The 20,737-nt window shown below is 71.3% G+C and carries 14 protein-coding genes; 5 read left to right on the top strand and 9 right to left on the bottom strand.

What is annotated here, in order from left to right; all coding sequences use genetic code 11:
- The first annotated feature begins 139 nt into the window (after window positions 1–139).
- On the top strand, window positions 140–1,765 hold the full coding sequence (aceB, locus tag ACWD5D_RS01985; RefSeq protein WP_451370831.1) for a malate synthase A: 1,626 nt from the start codon (window positions 140–142) through the stop codon (window positions 1,763–1,765).
- A gap of 50 nt (window positions 1,766–1,815) precedes the next feature.
- On the opposite strand, the gene ACWD5D_RS01980 is transcribed toward aceB, so the two are convergent.
- The 3 genes from ACWD5D_RS01980 to ACWD5D_RS01970 form a co-directional block, all read right to left on the bottom strand.
- Window positions 1,816–2,727 carry a HipA family kinase gene (locus tag ACWD5D_RS01980; RefSeq protein ID WP_451371017.1) on the bottom strand — a complete coding sequence of 304 codons (912 nt, stop codon included), beginning with the start codon at window positions 2,725–2,727 and terminating at the stop codon, window positions 1,816–1,818.
- A 127-nt stretch (window positions 2,728–2,854) separates the two neighbouring features.
- Window positions 2,855–5,923 carry an NPCBM/NEW2 domain-containing protein gene (locus ACWD5D_RS01975; RefSeq protein ID WP_451370830.1) on the bottom strand — a complete coding sequence of 1,023 codons (3,069 nt, stop codon included), beginning with the start codon at window positions 5,921–5,923 and terminating at the stop codon, window positions 2,855–2,857.
- Between the two features lie 106 nt (window positions 5,924–6,029).
- On the bottom strand, window positions 6,030–6,791 hold the full coding sequence (locus ACWD5D_RS01970) for a DeoR/GlpR family DNA-binding transcription regulator (protein ID WP_451370829.1): 762 nt from the start codon (window positions 6,789–6,791) through the stop codon (window positions 6,030–6,032).
- Between the two features lie 571 nt (window positions 6,792–7,362).
- Here ACWD5D_RS01970 and ACWD5D_RS01965 point away from each other — a divergent pair.
- Window positions 7,363–7,929: a sigma-70 family RNA polymerase sigma factor gene (locus ACWD5D_RS01965; RefSeq protein WP_451370828.1), complete on the top strand. Its 567-nt coding sequence runs from the start codon at window positions 7,363–7,365 to the stop codon at window positions 7,927–7,929.
- A gap of 104 nt (window positions 7,930–8,033) precedes the next feature.
- Here ACWD5D_RS01965 and ACWD5D_RS01960 read toward each other — a convergent pair whose 3' ends face one another.
- Window positions 8,034–9,002, bottom strand: a complete 969-nt coding sequence (locus tag ACWD5D_RS01960; protein ID WP_451370827.1) for a hypothetical protein — start codon at window positions 9,000–9,002, stop codon at window positions 8,034–8,036.
- Between the two features lie 200 nt (window positions 9,003–9,202).
- Here ACWD5D_RS01960 and ACWD5D_RS01955 point away from each other — a divergent pair, with 200 nt between their 5' ends.
- Entirely contained in the window at window positions 9,203–13,693 is a 4,491-nt protein-coding gene (locus tag ACWD5D_RS01955) for an FtsK/SpoIIIE domain-containing protein (RefSeq protein ID WP_451370826.1), read from the top strand.
- 366 nt (window positions 13,694–14,059) lie between these two features.
- On the opposite strand, the gene ACWD5D_RS01950 is transcribed toward ACWD5D_RS01955, so the two are convergent.
- The 4 genes from ACWD5D_RS01950 to ACWD5D_RS01935 all read right to left on the bottom strand — a co-directional run bounded on the left by ACWD5D_RS01950 (window position 14,060) and on the right by ACWD5D_RS01935 (window position 17,179).
- Window positions 14,060–15,745, bottom strand: coding sequence for a putative T7SS-secreted protein (locus tag ACWD5D_RS01950; RefSeq protein WP_451370825.1), 1,686 nt, complete (start codon window positions 15,743–15,745; stop codon window positions 14,060–14,062).
- 43 nt (window positions 15,746–15,788) lie between these two features.
- Complete coding sequence (locus tag ACWD5D_RS01945; RefSeq protein WP_451370824.1) at window positions 15,789–16,430, bottom strand: hypothetical protein; 642 nt, start codon at window positions 16,428–16,430, stop codon at window positions 15,789–15,791.
- Between the two features lie 39 nt (window positions 16,431–16,469).
- Window positions 16,470–16,754, bottom strand: coding sequence for a hypothetical protein (locus tag ACWD5D_RS01940; RefSeq protein ID WP_451370823.1), 285 nt, complete (start codon window positions 16,752–16,754; stop codon window positions 16,470–16,472).
- Between the two features lie 131 nt (window positions 16,755–16,885).
- Window positions 16,886–17,179, bottom strand: coding sequence for a WXG100 family type VII secretion target (locus tag ACWD5D_RS01935; RefSeq protein WP_451370822.1), 294 nt, complete (start codon window positions 17,177–17,179; stop codon window positions 16,886–16,888).
- Between the two features lie 249 nt (window positions 17,180–17,428).
- Between ACWD5D_RS01935 and ACWD5D_RS01930 the strand changes: the two genes are divergently transcribed.
- Together ACWD5D_RS01930 and ACWD5D_RS01925 are read left to right on the top strand one after the other, a co-directional pair.
- Window positions 17,429–18,190: a DeoR/GlpR family DNA-binding transcription regulator gene (locus tag ACWD5D_RS01930; RefSeq protein WP_451370821.1), complete on the top strand. Its 762-nt coding sequence runs from the start codon at window positions 17,429–17,431 to the stop codon at window positions 18,188–18,190.
- A gap of 97 nt (window positions 18,191–18,287) precedes the next feature.
- The gene (locus tag ACWD5D_RS01925) at window positions 18,288–19,073 is read left to right on the top strand and encodes a LamG domain-containing protein (RefSeq protein ID WP_451370820.1); all 786 of its coding nucleotides are present in this window, start codon (window positions 18,288–18,290) and stop codon (window positions 19,071–19,073) included.
- Between the two features lie 8 nt (window positions 19,074–19,081).
- On the opposite strand, the gene ACWD5D_RS01920 is transcribed toward ACWD5D_RS01925, so the two are convergent.
- Window positions 19,082–20,605 (bottom strand): IucA/IucC family protein, encoded by a 1,524-nt coding sequence (locus ACWD5D_RS01920; protein WP_451370819.1) that lies wholly within the window; start codon window positions 20,603–20,605, stop codon window positions 19,082–19,084.
- Window positions 20,606–20,737 lie beyond the last annotated feature (132 nt).

Below are 20,737 nucleotides of genomic sequence, written 5' to 3'. Positions count from 1 at the left end.
ACATCAACAAACCATTGAGATTCCACGATGAGGAAACTACTATCCACTGTTCAGAAGCGCCTGACCGCACAGCCGGCGCTGTCTGTCCTGTTTCGTACCAACTGGCACCCGGTGCCACCGCTGAAGGAAGTGACAGCTCATGTCCGCACCAGCGCCGTCCCCGCTGGCCATCGTCGACGCCGAGCCCCTGCCCCGGCAGGAAGAGGTCCTCACGGACGCTGCGCTCGCCTTCGTGGCGGAGCTGCACCGGCGGTTCACCCCGCGCCGTGACGAGCTCCTCGCCCGCCGGGCCGAGCGCCGCGCCGAGATCGCCCGCACCTCCACGCTCGACTTCCTTCCGGAGACGGCCGCCGTCCGCGCGGACGACTCCTGGAAGGTCGCCCCGGCTCCCGCCGCGCTCGACGACCGGCGCGTCGAGATCACCGGCCCCACCGACCGCAAGATGACCATCAACGCCCTCAACTCGGGCGCGAAGGTCTGGCTCGCCGACTTCGAGGACGCCTCCGCACCCACCTGGGAGAACGTGGTCCTCGGCCAGCTCAACCTGATCGCCGCCTACAGCCGCGGCATCGACTTCACGGACGAGCGCACCGGCAAGTCGTACGCGCTGCGCCCGAACGAGGAGCTGGCGACGGTCGTCATGCGTCCGCGCGGCTGGCACCTCGACGAGCGCCACCTCGTCGATGCCGACGGCAAGCCGGTCCCCGGCGCCCTCGTCGACTTCGGCCTGTACTTCTTCCACAACGCCCAGCGTCTGCTGGACCTCGGCAAGGGCCCGTACTTCTACCTGCCGAAGACCGAGTCGTACCTCGAAGCCCGCCTGTGGAACGACGTGTTCGTCTTCGCGCAGGACTACGTCGGCATCCCGCAGGGCACCGTCCGCGCCACCGTGCTGATCGAGACGATCACGGCCGCGTACGAGATGGAGGAGATCCTCTACGAACTCCGCGACCACGCCTCCGGGTTGAACGCGGGCCGCTGGGACTACCTGTTCTCCATCGTCAAGAACTTCCGTGACGGCGGGGCCAAGTTCGTCCTGCCGGACCGCAACGCGGTCACGATGACCGCCCCGTTCATGCGGGCCTACACCGAACTCCTCGTCCGTACCTGCCACAAGCGCGGTGCGCACGCGATCGGCGGCATGGCGGCGTTCATCCCGTCCCGCCGGGACGCCGAGGTCAACAAGGTGGCCTTCGAGAAGGTCCGCGCCGACAAGGACCGCGAGGCGAACGACGGCTTCGACGGCTCCTGGGTCGCCCACCCCGACCTGGTCCCGATCGCCATGGAGTCCTTCGACAAGGTCCTCGGCGACAAGCCGAACCAGAAGGACCGGCTGCGCGAGGACGTCCACGTCGAGGCGGCCGACCTGATCGCGATCGACTCGCTGGAGGCGAAGCCGACGTACGCCGGTCTCGTCAACGCCGTCCAGGTCGGCATCCGGTACATCGAGGCCTGGCTGCGCGGGCTCGGCGCGGTCGCCATCTTCAACCTGATGGAGGACGCGGCCACCGCCGAGATCTCCCGTTCGCAGATCTGGCAGTGGATCAACGCGGGTGTCGAGTTCGAGAACGGCGAGAAGGCGACGCCCGAGCTGGCCCGCAAGGTCGCCGCCGAGGAGCTGGACGCCATCCGCAAGGAGATCGGCGAGGATGCCTTCGCCGCCGGTCACTGGCAGGAGGCCCACGACCTGCTGCTCCGGGTGTCCCTCGACGAGGACTACGCCGACTTCCTCACCCTGCCGGCGTACCAGCAGCTCAAGGGCTGACGATCACGCGGCGGCGGCCCCGGGGACTCCCCCGGGGCCGCTTCGTGTGTTCAGCCCAGGTGCGCCGACCAGTCCTGTTCCGCCGCCGGCTTGCCGTGCAGGTCGGGGACGTTCTTCAGCCAGGCCGGGCGGCCTGCCTGGGTGCGCGCCGCGCGGGCGGCCTCCTCGGCAGCGAGTTCCTCACGGCTCGGGAAGTCGGTGGGCAGCCACTCCCGCGACAGACGTACCCGCGCGAGGAGGTAGTCGGTGTAGGCGGCGCGGACGTCGTCGGGCGTGGCGAAACCGGCGTCCTCGGCCAGCCAGGCGTCCGGCACCTCGGCGACGACGGCCCGCAGCAGCTCCTCGGTGACCCGGGGTGCCAGCTCGGCGTCGGCGGCCCGGACGTCGGGCGTGTAGTGGCCGAGTGCGTGGTGGCGGAAGTCGTACTTCTTGCCGGGGGTCGTGGTGTCCCAGCGGTGGTGGAAGACGAGGGCGGCGCCGTGGTCGATGAGCCACAGGCGCGGGGGCACGGTGCCGAGCGTCGGCCAGACCATGAGGTTGGAGCTGTGGACCGTACGGTCCACGTTGACGGTCAGGGCGTCGAGCCAGACGATCCTGCCCGCCTCCAGGGGGTCCACGGGGAAGGTCTTCGCGATCTCGGGCGTGAAGTCCTTCGCGCCCGGCAGATAGTCCATGCCGAGGTTGACGCCCGCGCTGGCTCCGTGCAGGTCCCGCACCTCCTGGTGCGGCTCCTTCGCGGCGATGGCCGGGTCGAAGTGGACGAGGACCAGTTCGGGAAAGCGCAGGCCGAGCGCGCGGGCGAGTTCGCCGACGATGATCTCGGCGACCAGCGCCTTGTGGCCCTGGGCCGAGCCGGTGAACTTGACGACGTACGTGCCGAGGTCGTCGGCCTCGACGATTCCGGGCACGGAGCCGCCGGAGCGCAGGGGCTCGATGTAGCGGGTGGCGGTGACCTCCCTCAGCGTCTTCTCTAGCCCCACGGCACTTTTCCCTTGCTCACGGCCTCCGTCATGAAGTGAGCATATTAACCGGGCGTGACATCGGGCCGTCCCGATGTCACGCCACGGCCGCGGGTGTCCTGCTACGACGTCAGCCGCAGGTGAACCGGGCGGCGGCCCAGTCCCCGTGGTCCCCGGTCTTGGAGTTGTTGGTGTCCGTGACCCGCAGACGGACGTGCCGCGCCCCGGTGACGTCGACGTCGGCCGGGACGGTGGCCGACGCGCCGGTCACCTTGGGCGAGGTCCACAGCACCTTGCCGTCCGCCTCGACGGAGAAGGCCACTTCGCCGTAGCCGTTGATCTCGTCGTCGATGCCGACGTCCGTGGTGAACCTGGTGCAGCGCCCGCCGAGATAGACCTCGATATCGGAGTCGGCGTGTGCGCCGATGCCCTTGTCGTACGTCTTTCCGGCGAGGGTGAGGGTGTGGCCGTCGTGGGCTCCGGACTCGCCGTTGCTGCGGTCGCGTTCGGGCGGTCCCCAGCCGTTCGTCGACTTCAGCCACACCAGGTCGCTCGCCCAGGTGTCCCCGGTCGGCGGCTGCGGCATCACGGCGACCGCGAACGCCTGGGTGGAGGTGCGGTCACGCCCCGCGGCCCGGTAGCGGGCGGTGGCGGTGAGCGTCGCCTCGCCGGGGTTCGCGTCCTTGTCCGGGGTGACGGTGACGTCGACGCGGCGGGTGGTGCCGGCCGGGATGCCGTCGATCGGGGCCGGTGCGGTGACCTGCCAGCCGTCGGGCGCGTCGAGGCCGATCCGCACGTCTGTGGCGTCCTTCGTGCCGGCGGTGACGTCGACGCTCACCTTGCCGGGGACACCCGCGCCGAGCTCCGAGTCCGCGGGGGCGGTCACGACGGCGGGGGCGCCGGGCGGAGCGCCGCCGACCGCGCTGGTGCCGCCCAGTTTCAGCTCGAAGGGCTCGGACGTCGACCGGGTGCCGGTCTTCACCAGCACGACGCCGCCACGGTCGTCGCGGTCGTAGAACCAGCCCTGCGCGGCCTTGCCGTAGGCGTCCTTGTCCGCGAGCTTCGGCAGGGCGCGCCCGTCGAGCTCGACGCGGCTCGGCTCGTCTCCGGTGTGCACGGTGAACGTGTACGGCCGCGCGGTCTGCTTGCCGTCGAACCGTCCCTGGCTCGCTCCGATCCGCACGGTCACGTCACCGTCGCCCCTCTGCGGTGCGGAGACCTCGGCACGCTGGGTGCTGTACCCGCCCGTGCGGTGCTGCAGCGTCACACCGTCGTCCTCGTACAGCGTGAACGACGAGGTGCCCTGCGGGTAGATGTCCCACGCGAGCGACGAGTCGGGGGTTCGGTCCTTGTAGGAGCGGATGCCGGGCCACATGGGCACGGCCGCGCCCGCTTTGACGAACAGGGGCAGCGTGTCCAGCGGTGCGCTGTACCCGTCGATGGTGGTCGGGCCCTGGTAGGTGCGCCCGCTCCAGTAGTCGATCCAGGTTCCCTTGGGCAGGTAGATCCCGTCGCGGACGGAGGTGTCCCGGTAGACCGGCGCGACGAGGAAGTCCTCGCCGGTCAGGAACTCGTACTTGGCCGCGTCCGTCGCCGCCTTCGGATCGTCCGGGTACTCGAGCGCGAGCGGCCGGACGGCACCCACACCGGTCTTGGTGGCCTCGTGGGCGTACGAGTAGAGGTACGGCAGCAGCGACTCGTGCAGCTTGAGGTACTTGCGGTTGATGGAGGTGTACGGCTCTCCCTGGCGGAAGGGCTGCTTGTCGCTCGCGGCCCAGCCGTCCATCGACATGGTCACCGGCAGGAAGGACTTCCACTGCAGGTCGCGTACGTACGTCTTGGGGCTGCCGCCGAAGATGCCGTCGATGTCGCCCGTGGTGTACGCGAGACCGGACATCGTCGCACCGGCGTACGTGGGGATCTGCCAGCGGATGTAGTCCCAGCTGCCGGACTGGTCGCCCGACCACTGCACACCGCAGCGCTGTGCGCCGGACCAGCTCTCGGGGGCCCAGGTGAAGCCGCGTGCGTCGCTGTTGTCCTCGATGCCCCGGTAGGCGTCCTTGCAGCCGTCCAGCGCGAACTTGTAGCCGGCGCCGACCCAGGCCACGTCCAGCTTGGCGACGCGCTGGCCCGCCTTGACCTGGTCGGCGATCTTCCCGATGCCGTTCTCGGTCCACAGGCCGAGCTGCGCCTTGTCGCCCTGCAGGCCCTGGGCGGTCTCGGGGAGGTTCTCGTAGCCGCAGCCGTAGCCGTCGTTGACGAGCATCCAGCCGAGCGGCATGTCGTGCTCGACGTACTGGTCGGCGATCTTCACGGCGTCGAGGGTGTGCCGTTCACCGCGGTTGGCGTTGTGCAGGTAGCAGTCGGCATCGCCCACTTCGAGGCCGTAGACGGGTGGCAGGAAGGGCTTGCCGGTGAGCGCGGTGTACTGCCCGATGACGTCCTTGGCGCCTCCGGCGGCCGGACCGGTGAAGTAGTAGGCGTCGAAGCGCTGTTCGCGGGCGGCGGCCGTGACGGGCTCGCCGAAGGTGTAGGTGTTGGGGGCGTACGTGTTGCGGAAGACGCCGTATCCGGCCGTGGAGAGGTAGAACGGCACGGAGTTGGGGTGTCCGCCGTCGTTCCAGTTGTAGTCGACGCCCACTTGGACGGTCTTGCCCCGGTGCGAGGTGTTGCCGCGGCCGTTCTGCATCCCGGCGCCGTAGAACTGTTCGTCGGCACCGCGCGCCATGCTCTGCGTGGTGGTGTCCGCGGTCCAGGTCAGGCCCTTGGTCTCGGCCCAGACGCGGGTGCCGTCGGCGCGGAACAGGGCGAAGCGGAGCGGGCTCTTGTACGCCTGCAGCGTGACCTTCGACGTGCTCAGCTCGTACCGGTCGCCCTTGTCCTTCCAGTGTGTCGTGGGCGGCTCGCCCCGCGGGAGCACGATGTCGTCGCCCGTGGGATCGGTGAAGGTCCCCTCGGGGGCGAGTTCGAGGCGGAAGGTGTCCGGGGTGACGAAGCTGACCCGGGCTTCGGCCTTCCCCGCCGTCAGGTGGTAGACGGAGCCGCCGGGGTCGGCGGAGAAGGCGGTGACGTCGCCGACCGTCGTCCCGGTCGGCTCGGCCGCCTGTGCGCCGCCGGGGCCCGCGAAGACCGCGAGGAGCCCGAAGAGCCCCAGCAGCGTTCCGATCACCGTCGCTCTGGTGCGTATTGGTGATTGCATAGAGCGCTTTTAGCGCAGAATCACGCATGGAGGCCAGAGGTACGACATGACTGGCCCGGTATGTCGGGAGGTGGGTGGTGGCCCGGGTGCCGGCGGGCCGGGTGGTTCACACCCGGATGACCTGGGGGCCGAGCAGGGAGTAGCGCTGGACCTCGGCCGACGGGAGGCCGGCGTCGGTCACGATGGCCTCGACGTCGCGGACCTCGGCGAACCGGCAGAAGCTCACGGCGCCGAACTTGGTGTGCACCCCGGCGAAGACGCGGCGCCTGGCACCACGCACGGCCTGGGCCTTGACCGCGCTGACGGCGGGGTCGGGCGTGGTCAGCCCGTATTCGCGGGAGATGCCGTTCGCCCCTATGTACGCGAGGTCGATGACGAATCCTGTGAGCATCCGGGTGGCCCAGTGGTCGACGGTCGCCAGGGTGCCCCCGCGCACCCTGCCGCCCAGCAGGAGCACGGAGACGTGGCCGGCGTCGGACAGGACGTCCGCCACGGCGAGGGAGGCGGTGACGACGGTCAGCGGCCGGTCCCGGGGCAGCCCGGCGGCGATCAGCTGCGGCGTGTAGCCCTCGTCGATGAAGATGGTCTCCGCGTCGCCGAGGAGCGCGGTGGCCGCGCGGGCGATCCGGGCCTTCTCGGGCACGAGCCGCGTGGTACGGACCGCGAGGGTCGTCTCGAATCCGGCGGTCTCGACCGGGTAAGCGCCGCCGTGGGTACGGCGGACCAGCCCGTGTTCCTCCAGCACCCGCAGGTCCCGGCGGATCGTCTCCCTGGCGACCTTCAGGTGCGCGGCCAGGTCGTTGACGGCCACGGAGCCGGTGAACCGGGCGAGTTGGAGAATCTCCCGTCGACGTTCCTCGGTTTCCACACCATTCATCGTGTCTCCGCTGTGACTCGGCCCCGTTCGGGCGGGGATGTTCGTTCGTACAAACGCGAAAACGACGGTGAACGGGCCTCTCCCGGTGGGATCGGGTCCGTATGCATCCGTCGTGTCCGAGACGTTCTCCCTGGTCAGCCGCGTGACCTGCGGGTGGGCGCCCGGTGGAGCGACCCGATGTGGCGTCAGTTTTCCTGCCTGTGCTGTCCGTTCGCCTCGATGTGGCGTCCGCGGGCACGCAATGGGGCGCCCGACACGGTCCGTTCGGGCCCGACCGCTTGTTTCGCGGGCCCGGTCGGAGCGGAAGCGGGCAGCCACGCGGGCCGGACGGGCGGCACAAACGGGTGGCACATCGCCGATCGCCCTTGGTGAACCGCGATTTCTGGTTCTGCTGATCGGTCAGACTCGGCCCAGATACCCCTCGTTCCGGGCCCGTCGAGCATCCGTTTCCGTCGGTAGAAAGTTCATGCCCCTCCACACCGCGCGTGTACGCGCACCCGCACCCGCACCCGCCTCGCGCGGGACGGCGCGGCCACCGCCACTGATCGACTGGGGATCTGCCATGCAAGTCCTGCTTCCGCGCACCCACGACGCGCTCTGTACCTCCGACTCGGAATCGGCCGAGGCAGAGGCCTTCCTCAAGGCGGTGTACGAACGGCACGGCCCGGTCCTGCTGCGCTTCGCGGCCCGGCTGCTGAGAGGCGACTGGCATCGCGCGGAGGACGTGCTCCAGGAGGCGGCCATCCGTGCCTGGCACAACGCCGCCGACCTGGATCCGACGGCAGAGTCCATACGCCCGTGGCTGTTCACCGTCGTCCGAAACCTGGTCATCGACGGCCACCGGGCCCGGCTGGCGCGGCCCCTCGAGGCCGGCGAGCCGGACATCCCGCATCTGCCCGTACCGGACGTCATCGACGACGCGCTCACCGCGCAGGTCGTGGTCGGGGCCATGAAGGCCCTGGCGCCGTTCCAGCGCGAAGTGCTGCTGCACCTCTACTACTTCGGCCGCAGCGTGAACCAGACGGCGGAGCTGCTGGGGGTGCCTCCGGGCACCGTCAAGTCGCGCTCCTACTACGCGATGCGTGCGCTGCGCGAGGTGCTGCACAGCCGTGAGGTGCTCGCCGGCTGAACCGGAAGCACCCCTCGGGCAGGGTCCCCGCACTCTCCCGGCCGTCTCTCCCGGCGTCGGCCGGCGCGGGCGGCCCGGGTGGCCGGGAGAGTCCGATGCGCCGGTCAGGACATCCGCCCGGCATGGGGGTCGACCCGCAGGTCCAGCGGCCGTGCCTCGAGCGAGCCGTCGGGGGCGACGACGAACCACCAGCCGGCCTCCTTCGAGTCGCCGATCAGCACCAGCGCGTCCGTCGCCCGCAGACCCGCCATGGCCCGCTTCTCGTCCGCGAACTGCGTCGCGTCCACCACGAACAGCCGGGGGACGCGCCCGCGCTTGGTGGCCGCACCGGTGCCCGTGATCATCCGGAAGGGCTGGGTGACCGAGGAGTCCAGGGCGCCCGCGCCGGCGGACTGCGACGGGTCCGTGCCCCAGTCCAGCCCCTCCTGGAGCGTGGCGACGGTCCGCAGCCGCGCGGAGCGCAGCCCCAGCGCGGAGGTCAGCTCGACGGTGGCCGCCGATCCCACCAGGGTCACCTCGGCGTGCCGCCCCACGGGCCCGGTGATCAGCTCGTTGACGAAGGCTCCGACCAGCTCGCGTACGCCGCGGCTGTCGCCGATGACGGCGATCGGCGCGGACGCCCGCGACAGGTCGACCAGCAGCCGTTCGCCCTGGTCCAGTCCGACGGTGACGGCCAGGGAGTACGGATGCGCCGCGTGGGCCGCGTCCGCGGCACTGGTGCCGTTCAGCGCCGCCGGCTCGACAGACCACGTATCGCCCTCCGCGTCCGCGGTCCAGGGTGCGGGTGCCTCCACGTCGGGATCGGCCAGCCGGAGCGTCAGTTCGTCTCCGGAGTAGGAGACGGCGTACACATCGGGCAGCGGCCGCCCCAGCCGCTGGAACTCCGCGGACAGCTTGCGCAGCCCCAGGTCGATGGAGTCCAGGGCCTCCCGTCCGGTGACGGTCGCGGGGGCGGGGCGGGGCGTTTTGCGGCCGTGGGAGAGACCGGGCTTCAACTCGGTGAAGACGAGCGCGGCGATGGCGCCGATCAGCGCCAGACCGAGCACGACGGCCAGGACAGCGGACGTGTTCATCCGACCACCTTTGTCAGGGTCACGGGAGTACCGGGGATGGGTCAGGGCTCCCTACGGACCGGGCCCCCGAGTGGTTCACGCCTGCCGGACAGGGGCGTGGTGAACCACCTGCGGGTCCGCTGCGTAGGGCCGGAGGCGATCGGGACGACCTGCGCGCCCCGACCGAATCCAGCCCACTTCCGCCAGCTTGGGAGAACCTCGTGCGGATGACATTCACCGTGGTCGACGACGTCGGCGACGCCTTCGACGTACATCTCGAGGCCGATCCGGACACACCGGTCGGCACCATCGCACAGGCGCTCGCCGACACGAGCGGCCCCTCGCGGTCCCTGGACGGCCCGGCCCTGCACATCGACGGGGCCGCGCTGCCGGAGGACATGACCCTCCAGGACTCGCCGCTGCGGGACGCCGTCGTGGTCAGCCTCGGCCGTTCCTCCGAGGCCTCCGCGGAGGAGCCGCACGGCCTGGTGGAGATACGCGTGGTCGCCGGTCCGGGCGCCGGCGCGGTGCAGCGCCTGGACATCGGCGAGTACCAGATCGGACTCGACCCCGACGGCAACCCGCAGATCCTGCGCGGAACCGCCCACCGGCTGCTGGCCCTGCTCCGGGTCGGGCCCGGCGGCCGCTGCCTCGTCCTCCCGCAGGGTGCGGGTACGACCCTCCAGCTGGACCGGGAGGACGTCGAGGGCGTGCAGCCCTGGCCGCTGGGCGCCCAGCTCCTGCTCGGCGACAGCATGCTCGAACTGGTCCGCCCCGACCGGCCCGACGCCGCCCTGCAGCCCTCCGAGGACGGCACCGGATGGGACTACAACCGCCCGCCACGGCTGCTGCCCCCTCAGGCGCAGACGAAGTTCACCCTGCCGACCCCGCCGACTCCGCCGGCCAAGCGGCCCCTGCCGTACGTCACGGCGATCCTCCCGGTGGTGGCGGCGGTCGCCGGTGCCATGTTCTTCGGCCGGCTGTCCATGCTGCTGTTCGCCGTCTTCTCGCCGATCTCGATCATCGCCAACCACTTCATGAACAAACGGTCCGGCAAGGAGTCGCACACCACCGCGGTCGCCAAGTACGAGGAGAAGAAGGAGCGCATCGAGGCCGACGCCGACCAGGCCCTGGTCGCCGAGCGCACCGCCCGCCGCACCGGCTTCCCCGACCCGGCCGTCGTCCTCCTCACCGCCGTGGGCCCGCGCCGCAGACTGTGGGAGCGCCGCAAGTCGGACGCCGACTTCCTCGAACTGCGCGTCGGCACCCATGACCAGCCCTCCGAGGTGGTGCTGCAGGACCCCACCAAGGACGAGCACCGGCGCATGGATCCCCGGACCGCGTTCGACGTGCCCGTCACGGTGGCGATGCGCGAGCACAAGGTGCTGGGCATCGCCGGGCAGGGGCCGGCCGCCCAGGCCGCGGCCCGCTGGGTCGTCGCCCAGGCAGCCGTCCTGCACAGCCCCAAGGACCTGCGGATCTATCTGCTCACGACCGGCCACGGCGGCGAGGACGCCTGGGCCTGGATCCGCTGGCTGCCGCACGTGCGGCAGTCCTCCGGCGACACCCTGACCCTCGTCGGCACCGACACCGAGTCCTCGGCCCGCCGGGTCGCCGAGCTGACCGCGCTGATCTCCGCCCGGATCTCCGCGGGACGCGACCGCGAACCCACCCGTGAGCCCGACGTGCTCGTCGTCCTGGACGGCGCGCGCAACCTGCGCTCGCTGCCGGGCGTGGTGCAGATCCTGCGCGACGGCCCGTCGGTCGGCGTCCACGCGGTGTGCCTGGGCACGGAGGAGCGCCTGCTGCCCGAGGAGTGCCAGGCCGTCGTGGTCGAGGAGTCGGGCGGCACCCTGCGCGTCGGACTCTCCGGCTCGGCCACCCTGACCCAGGTCCGCCCGGACGTGGTGTCCGGCGAATGGTGCCGTTCCGTGGCCCGCTCGCTCGGCCCGCTGCGGGACAGCGGCGGGGCCGACGAGGAGGGTTCGGCGCTGCCCGGCTCCGCCCGGCTGCTGGACGTCCTGGCCCTGGACGGTCCCACGCCGGAGAAGATCACCGCCCGGTGGAAGACCGGCGGGCGTACGACCTCCGCGGTCGTCGGTGTCTCGCTGGACGGGCCGTTCTCCCTGGACCTGCGCCGCGACGGCCCGCACGGGCTCGTCGCCGGTACCACCGGCTCCGGCAAGTCGGAGCTGCTGCAGACGATCGTCGCCTCACTGGCCGTGGCCAACCGTCCCGACGCCATGACCTTCGTCCTCGTCGACTACAAGGGCGGATCGGCGTTCAAGGACTGTGTGTCCCTGCCGCACACGGTGGGCATGGTCACCGACCTCGACGCCCACCTGGTGGAACGCGCGCTCACCTCGCTCTCGGCGGAGCTCAAGCGGCGCGAGCACATCCTCGCCGAGGCCGGGGCCAAGGACATCGAGGACTACATAGACCTGCTGCGGCGGGAACCGGGCCGCACCGAGATGCCCCGACTCCTCATCGTCATCGACGAGTTCGCCTCGATGGTCCGCGACCTGCCCGACTTCGTGAAGGGACTGGTCAACATCGCCCAGCGGGGCCGGTCCCTGGGCATCCACCTGATCCTGGCCACCCAGCGCCCCAGCGGCGTGGTCTCCCCGGAGATCCGGGCCAACACCAACCTGCGGATCGCGCTGCGGGTGACCGACGCCAGCGAGAGCCAGGACGTGCTGACCGCGCCGGACGCGGCGTCGATCCCCAAGAGCGCCCCGGGCCGCGCCTACGTACGGCTCGGCCAGACCTCGCTCGTGCCGTTCCAGGCCGGACGGGTCGGCGGCCGCAGGCCCGGAACGGCGGCGGCGACGATCCCGGTGCCCTGGGTCGTGCCCGTGGGCTGGCACCAGCTCGGCCAGCCGCTGCCGGCGCGTCCCCGCGCCGCGTCCCAGCAGAACGACGACGCGATCACCGACCTCGCCGACCTCGTCGAGGCGATCCGCGGTGCCAACGAGGAACTGCACCTCCCCGTGCAGCACAGCCCCTGGCTCCCGGCGCTCCCCACCACACTGGTCCCCGATGATCTCCCCCCGGTCGAGGCGCGCGGCACCTACGACCTCCCGCCGGTCGCCTACGGTCTGGCGGACCTGCCCGAGGAGCAGGCCCAGCGTCCCCTCATCCTCGACTTCTCGACACTGGGACACCTGCACATCGTCGGTTCCCCGAGGTCCGGCCGGTCGCAGACGCTGCGCACCATGGCCGGAGCCGTGGCCCGCAGCTACTCCACGGCCGACCTGCATCTGTACGGGCTCGACTGCGGCAACGGAGCACTGCTGGCCCTGGAGGCGCTGCCGCACTGCGGTGCCGTCGTCCAGCGCACCCAGCCCGAACGGGCCGCCCGGCTGCTGTCCCGGCTCGCCAAGGAGGTGACCCGGCGTCAGGAACTCCTCGCCGCCCGGGGCGCCGCCGACCTGCCCGAACTGCGCAATGCCCTGCCGCCGCAGGAGCGCCCGCCGCACATCATGCTGCTGCTGGACCGGTGGGAGGTCTTCGAGAAGACGCTCGCCGAGTACGACGGCGGAAACCTGCTCGACCGGATGCTCGCCCTGCTCCGGGACGGCGCCAGCGTCGGCGTGCACGTGGTGCTCGCCGGTGACCGCTCGCTCTTCTCCAGCCGGCTCGCGGCCACCACCGAGGACAAGCTGGTGCTGCGTCTCAACGAGAAGTCCGAATACGCCATGATCGGCATCCAGCAACGGTCGGTCCCCGACGACATCCCCCCCGGCCGCGCCCTGCGCGCGGGCGACAAGTCCGAGGTGCAGATCGCCCTGCTCGGCCCCGACGGCAGCGGGCAGGCGCAGGCCGCGATCCTGCAGCAGATGGCCGCGTTCTGCCAGGAGCGGGACGCCGGACTCCCGGCCTCCGCACGGCCGTTCCGGGTGGATGTGCTGCCCGACCGGCTCGACTACGAGCAGGCCGCGGCCCTCGTGCCGGCGCAGCGGCCGGGACCGCTGTGGGCGCTGGCCGGGGTCGGCGGCGACGAACTCACCGCGGTGGGGCCGGACCTCGCGATGACACCGACCTTCCTCGTGGCCGGGCCGTCGCGGTCCGGTCGCAGCACCGCCCTGCTGACGGCGGCGCTCTCGCTCATGGAGGCGGGCACGTCGGTCGTGATCGGGGCGCCGCGGCGCTCCCCGCTGCGGGAACTCGCGGGCCAACCCGGGGTTCTGGCCGTCTTCGACGGGTCCGACATCGATCCCGAGGAGTTGGAGGAGGCTCTGGGCCGGGCGCCGGGTGCCGCCGTGGTGATCCTGGACGACGCGGACCTGCTGATGCAGACCCAGGCCGAGGTCGTGCTCAACCGCATCGCGCGCACCGGGGCGGAGACCGAGCAGGGCCTGATCGTGTCGGGCCAGGCCGAGCGGCTCTCCTCCGGCTACTCGGGCTGGAGCGCGGACATCCGGCGCAACCGGCAGGGCCTCCTGCTGAGTCCGCAGAACATGGGTGACGGCGACCTGATCGGGGTCAAGGTTCCACGCAGCCGGCTCGGCACCGGAAAGGCCGGACGGGGCATCATGCACCTGGGCGACGGAGTGATGCGCACGGTGCAGGTCCCGTTGGCCGCCGTGCCGGAGCCGGTGGCCGCCCCGGAGCCCATCGCCGATCCGGAGGCCATCGCCGATCCGGAGGCCACGGCGCCCGCCACGGACGGCCTTCTGTCCGCAAGCGGTGACGCCGGGGCCGAGGACTGACGCACCGACACGAAGAGGGCTCCCGCGCCGTATTCGGCGCAGGAGCCCTCTTCGTCGTGTGCCCTCCGGAGCCGGATCGACCAGAGGCGACTCAGGCGCTGATTCCGCTGCCGGGCGGATTCCCGTCGTCGGGGCCGCCCGCGCGCACGGTGCCATTCCACGCACCGGCGCTCGCACCGGAGCGTCGGCGGTGCCACCGAATGCGGTGCCGGAGCCGATGTCGCCAGGGATCTCGTCCCAGCCCCACACGCCGCTCCTCAAGTCTCGCACCCACTGGTCGCCGAGGGCTGACGCACCGACACGAAGAGGGCTCCCGCACCGGGTTCGGTGCGGGAGCCCTCTTCGTCGTGCCTTACCAGAGGCGGATCAGGAGCCGTTTTTGTTGTCGGGGTCGCCCGCGTGCACGGTGCCGCTCCACGCACCGGAGGTCGCGCCCGGAGCGTAGATGGTGCCGCCGAACGCGGTACCGGAGCCGATGTTGCCGGGGATCTTCTGCCAGCCCCACACGCCGGTCTTCAAGTCCTGCACCCACTGGTTGATCATGCCCGGGTTGTCCGGGAGCGGATCCGTCACACGGGGCGGGTAGGTGTGTGGCGGTTCGGGGCTCGGCGGTCGCGGAGCCGGGGGCGGTTCGGGGCTCGGCGGTCGCGGAGCCGGGGGCGGTTCGGGGCTCGGCGGTCGCGGAGCCGGGGGCGGAGTGGAGTGCGGGGGTGCCGACGACGGCCGGGGCGGCGGGGCCGGCGGGTCCGGTGTCGGCGCCGGGGGCCGCGGGGGCGGCGTCGTGGAGTGCGGCGGGGCCGACGACGGCCGGGGCGGCGGGTCCGGTGTCGGCGTCGAGGGCCGTGGCGGTGCCGACGACGGCCGGGGCGGCGGGGCCGGCGGGTCCGGCTTCGGCGCCGGGGGCCGTGGCGGAGTGGACGCCGGGGGTGCCGACGACGGCCGGGGCGGCGGGGTCGGTGTCGGCGGTTTGGGGGCGGGTGGCGGCGTGGCGGCGGGCGGCGTGGGGTTCGGTTCGGGGGTGGGCGTCCTGGGCGGCTGCGGCTGCGGAGGCGGCTCCGGAGCCGGCGGCCGGCCGGCAGGGGTGGGCTTGATCGGGCCGCCGCGGATGCCCTTCAGGTTCTGTCCCGCGCCCTTCCAGATGCCGCCCCACCCCGCAGAGAGACCCTTGACCACGGCGAAGCCGCCGAAGCCGGCTCCCAGGGTGCCCAGCACGATGCCCGCGACGTCCCAGTCACCGGTGACCACGCCTCTGGCGATATTGATGCCGAGCGGGACGAGCCCCATGACCAGGCTGAGGGTGCCGATCACGAGGCCGATCGCTCCGAGCCCCGGGATGAGGAAGGAGATGACGCCCAGGACGGCGCTGATGATGCCGAAGATCGAGCCGATGGTGTCCCAGAGCTTGTCCCAGAAGTTCTTCTTCTTGACGGCCTGGTCCTTGGCGTGCCCCAGCGAGGAGGCGGCCGTCGAGGCGTCGGACTCCCGCAGTCCCTGGGCCTCCCGGGCCAGTTGCTTCGCCGCGTCGAGGTCGGACTGCGCCGCGTCGACCGCGGCGTTGGCGGTGGACACGGCGGAGTTGGCGTCGTTCAACGCCTGCCGGGCGGAGGCCTTGGCCTGCTCGTCGTCGGGGGGTGGTGGGGTCGCGCTGTTCAGTGACGAGACGTGGGCGGATGCCGCCGCGGCCGTCTGGATCGCCGCGTCGAGCCTGGTCTTGGCCTCCTTGCCGTTGGCCAGGGCTATCGCGGCCTTGTCCTGGTGGTCCTTGAGCAGGGGGTGGTAGGAGTTGACCGCCTCGGAGGCCGTCTCGTAGGAGTCGCGGAGGGCGGCCACCTGGCCGGGCAGGTCGTCGAGGACCTTCCTGAGCTCCTCCATCGACTTGCCCTTGCCCAGTTCCGAGTTCTTGATCCGGGAAATGGTCTCGTGGGCCTTGGCGGCCTCGTCGGAGAGTTTCTGGTATTCGGCGGCGAGGTTCCTCAGGACGTCCGGGTCGCCCGGAGTCGGATCCTCCCTGAGATCCAGAACCTCCCATTCGGCCAGTTCGGGGCGTGCCATCGAGCCGACCTCTCTTTCTCTTTTCCTGAAGGGGTACGGAAGGTCAGGGGAGGAACCGAAGCGTCCCGCTGATGGCGTCGAACACGTCGAAGAACGCGTCCAACAGGCTGAGATTGGGAGTCGAGCTGGAGATCACCACGAAGTCCCGGCTGTGCGGCACCGGCACGATGGTGTGCATCAGCGCCGTACGCACGGTTCCGCGCCCCCAGTAGTCGATGTCCTCGATCGCCGTGGCGCGGCCGACGGTGCCGACCTCGGGCAGTTCGAGCATGTCCACCTTGTTCGCCCGGGTGCCCTTGCCCATCGGGTTGTCGGCGTTCTTCAGCGCGACGGGGAGCAGCAGTTCGGAGAGGTCGGTGGACGCGCCCTCGGGGACGGGCACCCGCAGGACCACCGTCGTCGCGCTGAGCGTGGCACCGCTCTCGGTGAACTGGAGCATGCCCGCCAGTTGCAGGGCACCCTGCGCCGCGGCCTCACGGGCGGATTTGCGGGTGGTACGGACCACGGTGTCGACCCACTCGCGGTCGACACCGTGCCCCTCCGCCTGGGCCTCGATCGCGCGGCGGATCGCCGCGTCCCTGGTGTTCGAGTCGAGGTCGAGCTTCCACCAGGAAGGGGGGTACGCCATGGTGAAGTTCTGGGGTGCGGCGGCGGTCGCCGCGGCACCGGAGGCAGTGTCCGTCATCGGATGCGCGCCCCTCCCCCGGCGATGTGCCGGCTGCCGCTATTCGAGGTTCTGTGTGGTTTCATCGTCTGTTCTCGTGAAGTTGTCGATGATTCCGGTCGTCGCGTCCTTGAACGCGTCCACGTTTTCCTGGACACGTTCCTGTCCGCCCTTCCAGGCGCCGTCGAAGTCGTGTATGGCTTTGATGAGTTTGCGGTCGCCCACGTCGTTCTCGGACCCGACGCGTTCCAGGCCCGTCTTCTCCTCGATCCGCTGGCGGATGTCCTCGAGCATGGTCAGGGTGTCCCTGAGATCGTCGATGGGAATCTCGATCGAGTCGGCCACGTGCCCGCTCCTTTCCGTTTCCGTTCCTGTACACCGGGCCGCAATGCCCGGCCGGCCGGGGTCCGGACCGCCTGGGGCGCCCCCAGACGGAGTCTGGGGGAGGTCCGGACCCCGGCCGGCGGAGTCAAGGGTCAGCCGACTCCGCTGGCCGTCGTGTTGTCGGTCTCCTCGAACGCGTCAGCGGTCTTCCTCAGGTAGTCGCCGATCTGCGTCATCTCGTCGACACCCTGTTCGAGTTGCTGCCGGAACTGCTGCCACATGGGCTCGAACTTCGCCTTGGCCTGCGGGGTGTTGTAGGAGTTCTCGACGATGTGGTTGATCTTCTCGTTCGCCTGCCTGATGGCGGTCTGCATCTGCTCCTTCTGGTTGTCCATCCAGGCGGCGCCTTCGCGCATCTCCTCCGGAGTGATCTTCATGGCTCCCATGCCGGTTTCCTTCCGTATCGTCACGCGACCGCGGCAGGCGTCCGTGCCGCCGCATCGGTCCCTACGGAGGGTCCGCGAAAACGGTTCACACGACGCACTGTTACCTGGTCGTCACCCGCGGGTCTTGATCCGTTAACACGACCGCCGGTAGAAAGTGATCCACCCACCCGGAACCGGCTTGACCGCGAGGTGAGTTCGAGCGATGTACAGGCTGCCGTGGGGCCACGGGGAAGACCGGAGGGCTGCGTAGTGGAGGCCGAGGACCGCCGTCGTCGCATCGTTCAACTGGCGCGGCAGACGGGTTCGGTGGACGTCATGCGGCTCGCCGAGGACCTGGGTGTGGCCAAGGAGACCGTACGGCGCGACCTGCGGGTCCTCGAACAGCACGGTCTGGTGCGGCGTACACACGGCGGCGCGCACCCGGTGGAGAGCGCCGGCTTCGAGACGACCCTCGCCTTCCGGACCACCAGGAGCGTTCCGGAGAAGCTGCGGATCGCCAAGGCCGCGGCGGAGCTGTTGGACGACGCCGAGACGGTGTTCATCGACGAGGGCTTCACTCCGCAGCTCATCGCCGAGGCCCTGCCCGATGACCGTCCCCTCACGGTGATCACGGCCTCGCTCACGACCGCCGCGGGGCTCGCCGTCCGGGACAACATCACCGTGCTGCTGCTCGGCGGCCGGGTCCGCGGGGGCACGATCGCCACGGTCGGCCAGTGGGCGACCGGGATGCTGTCCGGCTTCGTCGTCGATCTGGCCTATGTCGGCGCGAACGGCATATCCCGCGAATACGGACTGACCACGCCCGACCCGGCCGTGAGCGAGGTGAAGAACCTGGCCGTACGAGCCTCCCGGCGCCGTGTCTTCGCCGGTGTGTACACCAAGTTCGGCGTCGTGAGCTTCAGCCGCTTCGCCGAGGTCGGCGACTTCGAGGCGATCGTCACCGACACCGGACTCTCGCAGACGGAGGCTCATCGCTACGCGCGGATGGGCCCCCGGATCATCCGCGTCTGAGGCCGCTCGGGCGTGTCCGGTTCCCGTTGAACCACTTTCGCACGGCGTCCGTCGACCACAGCGCAGATCCCTCCACCCGTAATCACTGGAGAGCAACATGACGCGCAGATGGTCGCTCATCGGCCTGATCGTCGCCCTGACCGCCGCACTGGCCTTTGTGCTCGTCGACATGGGCTCCGGGAGCGGCGGCACCGGCTCCGGGAAGAAGTCCCCGGAGGCCGCGGCTGCCACCCCCGCGCCGAAGGTGCCGCTCCCGGCGGGCCTCGGCTGGTGGCCCGCCGACCAGGACACCGGGCCCGTGGCCAAGGACGTGGTGGGCCGGCACGACGCGACGCTCAAGGGCGACGCCAGCTGGGCGTCCGGCTCCGGCCGAAGTGCCCTGATGCTGAACGGCACCAGCAGCTATGCGGACACCGGCGCGCCGATCATCGACACCAGTCGCGACTACTCCGTCGCCGCACGCGTCCGGCTGGACGCCGCCGTGGCGTTCAAGACCGCCGTCTCCCTCGACGGCAAGAAGAACAGCGTTTTCTACCTCCAGTACAACGGCGACAGCAAGCGGTTCTCCTTCAGGCTCGGGGACATCATGGCCATCGGCATCGCCGCCGGCGAGCCACAGATCGGACGCTGGTACCACCTGGTCGGCACGTACACCCACGGGGACGGCACCCTCAGGATCTACGTGAACGGCCGCCTGGCCGGCAGTGTCATGGGGGAGAGCAAGGAGAAGCCGACCGGGAACATCGTGATCGGCCGCGGCAAGTACCAGGGCAAGCCGGTCGACTACTGGCTGGGCGCCATCAGGGACGTGCACGTCTACGGCCGTGGCCTGACCCCGGCGGAGGTCGCCTCCCTCGCCGCCCACGAACCGGCTCGCCCGTAAGCGGGCCCTCACTCCCCTCCGGCCAGGGGGTTCGGCAGGGGCAGGTAGCGGGCGGCGGCGCCGTCCGCCCCCGTCCAGCGCAGCAGCAGGTTGGTCTTTCCGGGCAGGGTGGGCGAGGCGAGCAGCGCGGGGATCTCGGGCAGGTCGTGGCGGGCCAGTTCGCGGCGGGCGGCGGGCCAGGGGTCGAGGCCCGGATGGTGTTCGGCGAGGGCGGCGGCGATCTCGGTGAGGTGGTTGACCACCAGGCAGTACACCAGCCGCTCCCAGCCGGCCGCGCGGGAGACGTCAGGCAGCAGTTTGGTGCCTTCGGCGTCGCGGAACAGTGCCTGCACGGGCGTGCCGGTGGCGTCCACGGCGACGAGGGTGTTCTGCAGGTGCGCCTCCAGGACGACGCCGTGGTCGTCGAAGGCTGCTAGGGCGGGCGGGACGACCTGGCGCAGGTAGGCCTCCCACCAGGCGTGCGGATCGGGTGCGGCGGACAGTGGGCTGCCCTCGAAGCCCTCCGCCAGTGCGGCCGCGAGCAGGGGGGTGGCGCCGGGCAGGAGGTGGCCGCGCAGTCCGTCGCGGACGAGGACGGCGAGTTCCTCGAAGGCGAAGGCCGCGGTGCGGTAGCCGCGGTCGGAGAGCCAGGCGGCGGGTGGTCCCATGGCCGCGAAGGCGTGAGTGGCGGCGGTGTCGGTGTGCCGGAGGCCGAGCAGGTCGTGGCGCCACAGCCGGCGGATGTCGTTGGTGATGCGGACGTCGAGGCTGAACTTCAGGAACAGGTCGCGCGCGGGCTCGTACAGCGTGCGGATCGCCGCCGTCGGCCAGGCGTCGAAGGCCGTGGTGCCGAGCCGCAGCAGACGCCGGTCGGCGAAGGCGGGGGCGAGGTCGCGGGCGAGGAGGTCGAGCTGCCAGGGGTGGGCGGGCAGCAGCCGGTAACCGGGCGGGGCCGTGCCGAGGGCGTCGAGGTCGCGGGTGTCGCCCTCCTCCACGACCAGGTCCTCGCGGACGCCGAGCAGCACCAGCGGGAAGCGGGCGTGCGCCTCGGGGGCGTACGGCAGCCAGGCCGCGGCCGGGCCGCCGCCGCGGGCCTTGGGCGCCGGGTGGTAGGGATGGCCGGTGATCAGGGACTGCTCCGAGCGCAGGTACGGGCCCTCGGGCGCGGCGGTCCGGTCCCGGGCGCCGAGCAGGGCGGCGACGGCGTCCCGGCTGTCGATCATCTCGGCGGGCAGGTCGCCGCCCGCCAGCCCGGTGTGCCGGCGCAGTTCCTCGGCGACCAGTTTGACCAGTTCGGTGTGGCCGACGCGGTGCCAGGCGCCGTTCGCGTACACCTCGGGGTCGGCGGGCCGCCGGCCGGGGCGTACCCGCAGCAGCCGCCCGGTGCCGGGCAGCCGGTGGACGGGCCGGTCCCCGGCGTCCGGGACCGGCCGGGCCACCTCGCGCAGCAGACAGTTGAGCAGGGGCGCGGACGCGTAGGCGTCGGCACGGCGGCCGACGGCGTCGGTGCGGGGCTCTGGGTCCAGTCGGTCCACTCGGTCCACTCGGTCCATTCGTTCCTCGTCGGGCCCGGTCGGGCCGGGCCGGCCAGTGCGTCCCTCCGTGAGCTCCTTCGGTACGGCGTTCAAGGAGGGGGGCCGGTCACGATCAGTATGTCTGGCATACCCGACAATCGTGCCCTGAGC

The organism is Streptomyces sp. NPDC002520 (assembly GCF_053595235.1).
The sequence above is the reverse complement of the archived record's forward strand: the minus strand, read 5'-3'. Positions and strand labels throughout refer to the sequence as shown.

Excerpts from the sequence above, each read along its gene's own strand:
- aceB (WP_451370831.1), top strand. The coding sequence starts at position 140 with ATGTCCGCACCAGCGCCGTCCCCGCTGGCCATCGTCGACGCCGAGCCC.
- ACWD5D_RS01975 (WP_451370830.1), bottom strand. The coding sequence starts at position 5,923 with ATGCAATCACCAATACGCACCAGAGCGACGGTGATCGGAACGCTGCTG.
- ACWD5D_RS01965 (WP_451370828.1), top strand. The coding sequence starts at position 7,363 with ATGCAAGTCCTGCTTCCGCGCACCCACGACGCGCTCTGTACCTCCGAC.
- ACWD5D_RS01960 (WP_451370827.1), bottom strand. The coding sequence starts at position 9,002 with ATGAACACGTCCGCTGTCCTGGCCGTCGTGCTCGGTCTGGCGCTGATC.
- ACWD5D_RS01950 (WP_451370825.1), bottom strand. The coding sequence starts at position 15,745 with ATGGCACGCCCCGAACTGGCCGAATGGGAGGTTCTGGATCTCAGGGAG.
- ACWD5D_RS01945 (WP_451370824.1), bottom strand. The coding sequence starts at position 16,430 with ATGACGGACACTGCCTCCGGTGCCGCGGCGACCGCCGCCGCACCCCAG.
- ACWD5D_RS01935 (WP_451370822.1), bottom strand. The coding sequence starts at position 17,179 with ATGGGAGCCATGAAGATCACTCCGGAGGAGATGCGCGAAGGCGCCGCC.
- ACWD5D_RS01925 (WP_451370820.1), top strand. The coding sequence starts at position 18,288 with ATGACGCGCAGATGGTCGCTCATCGGCCTGATCGTCGCCCTGACCGCC.
- ACWD5D_RS01920 (WP_451370819.1), bottom strand. The coding sequence starts at position 20,605 with ATGGACCGAGTGGACCGAGTGGACCGACTGGACCCAGAGCCCCGCACC.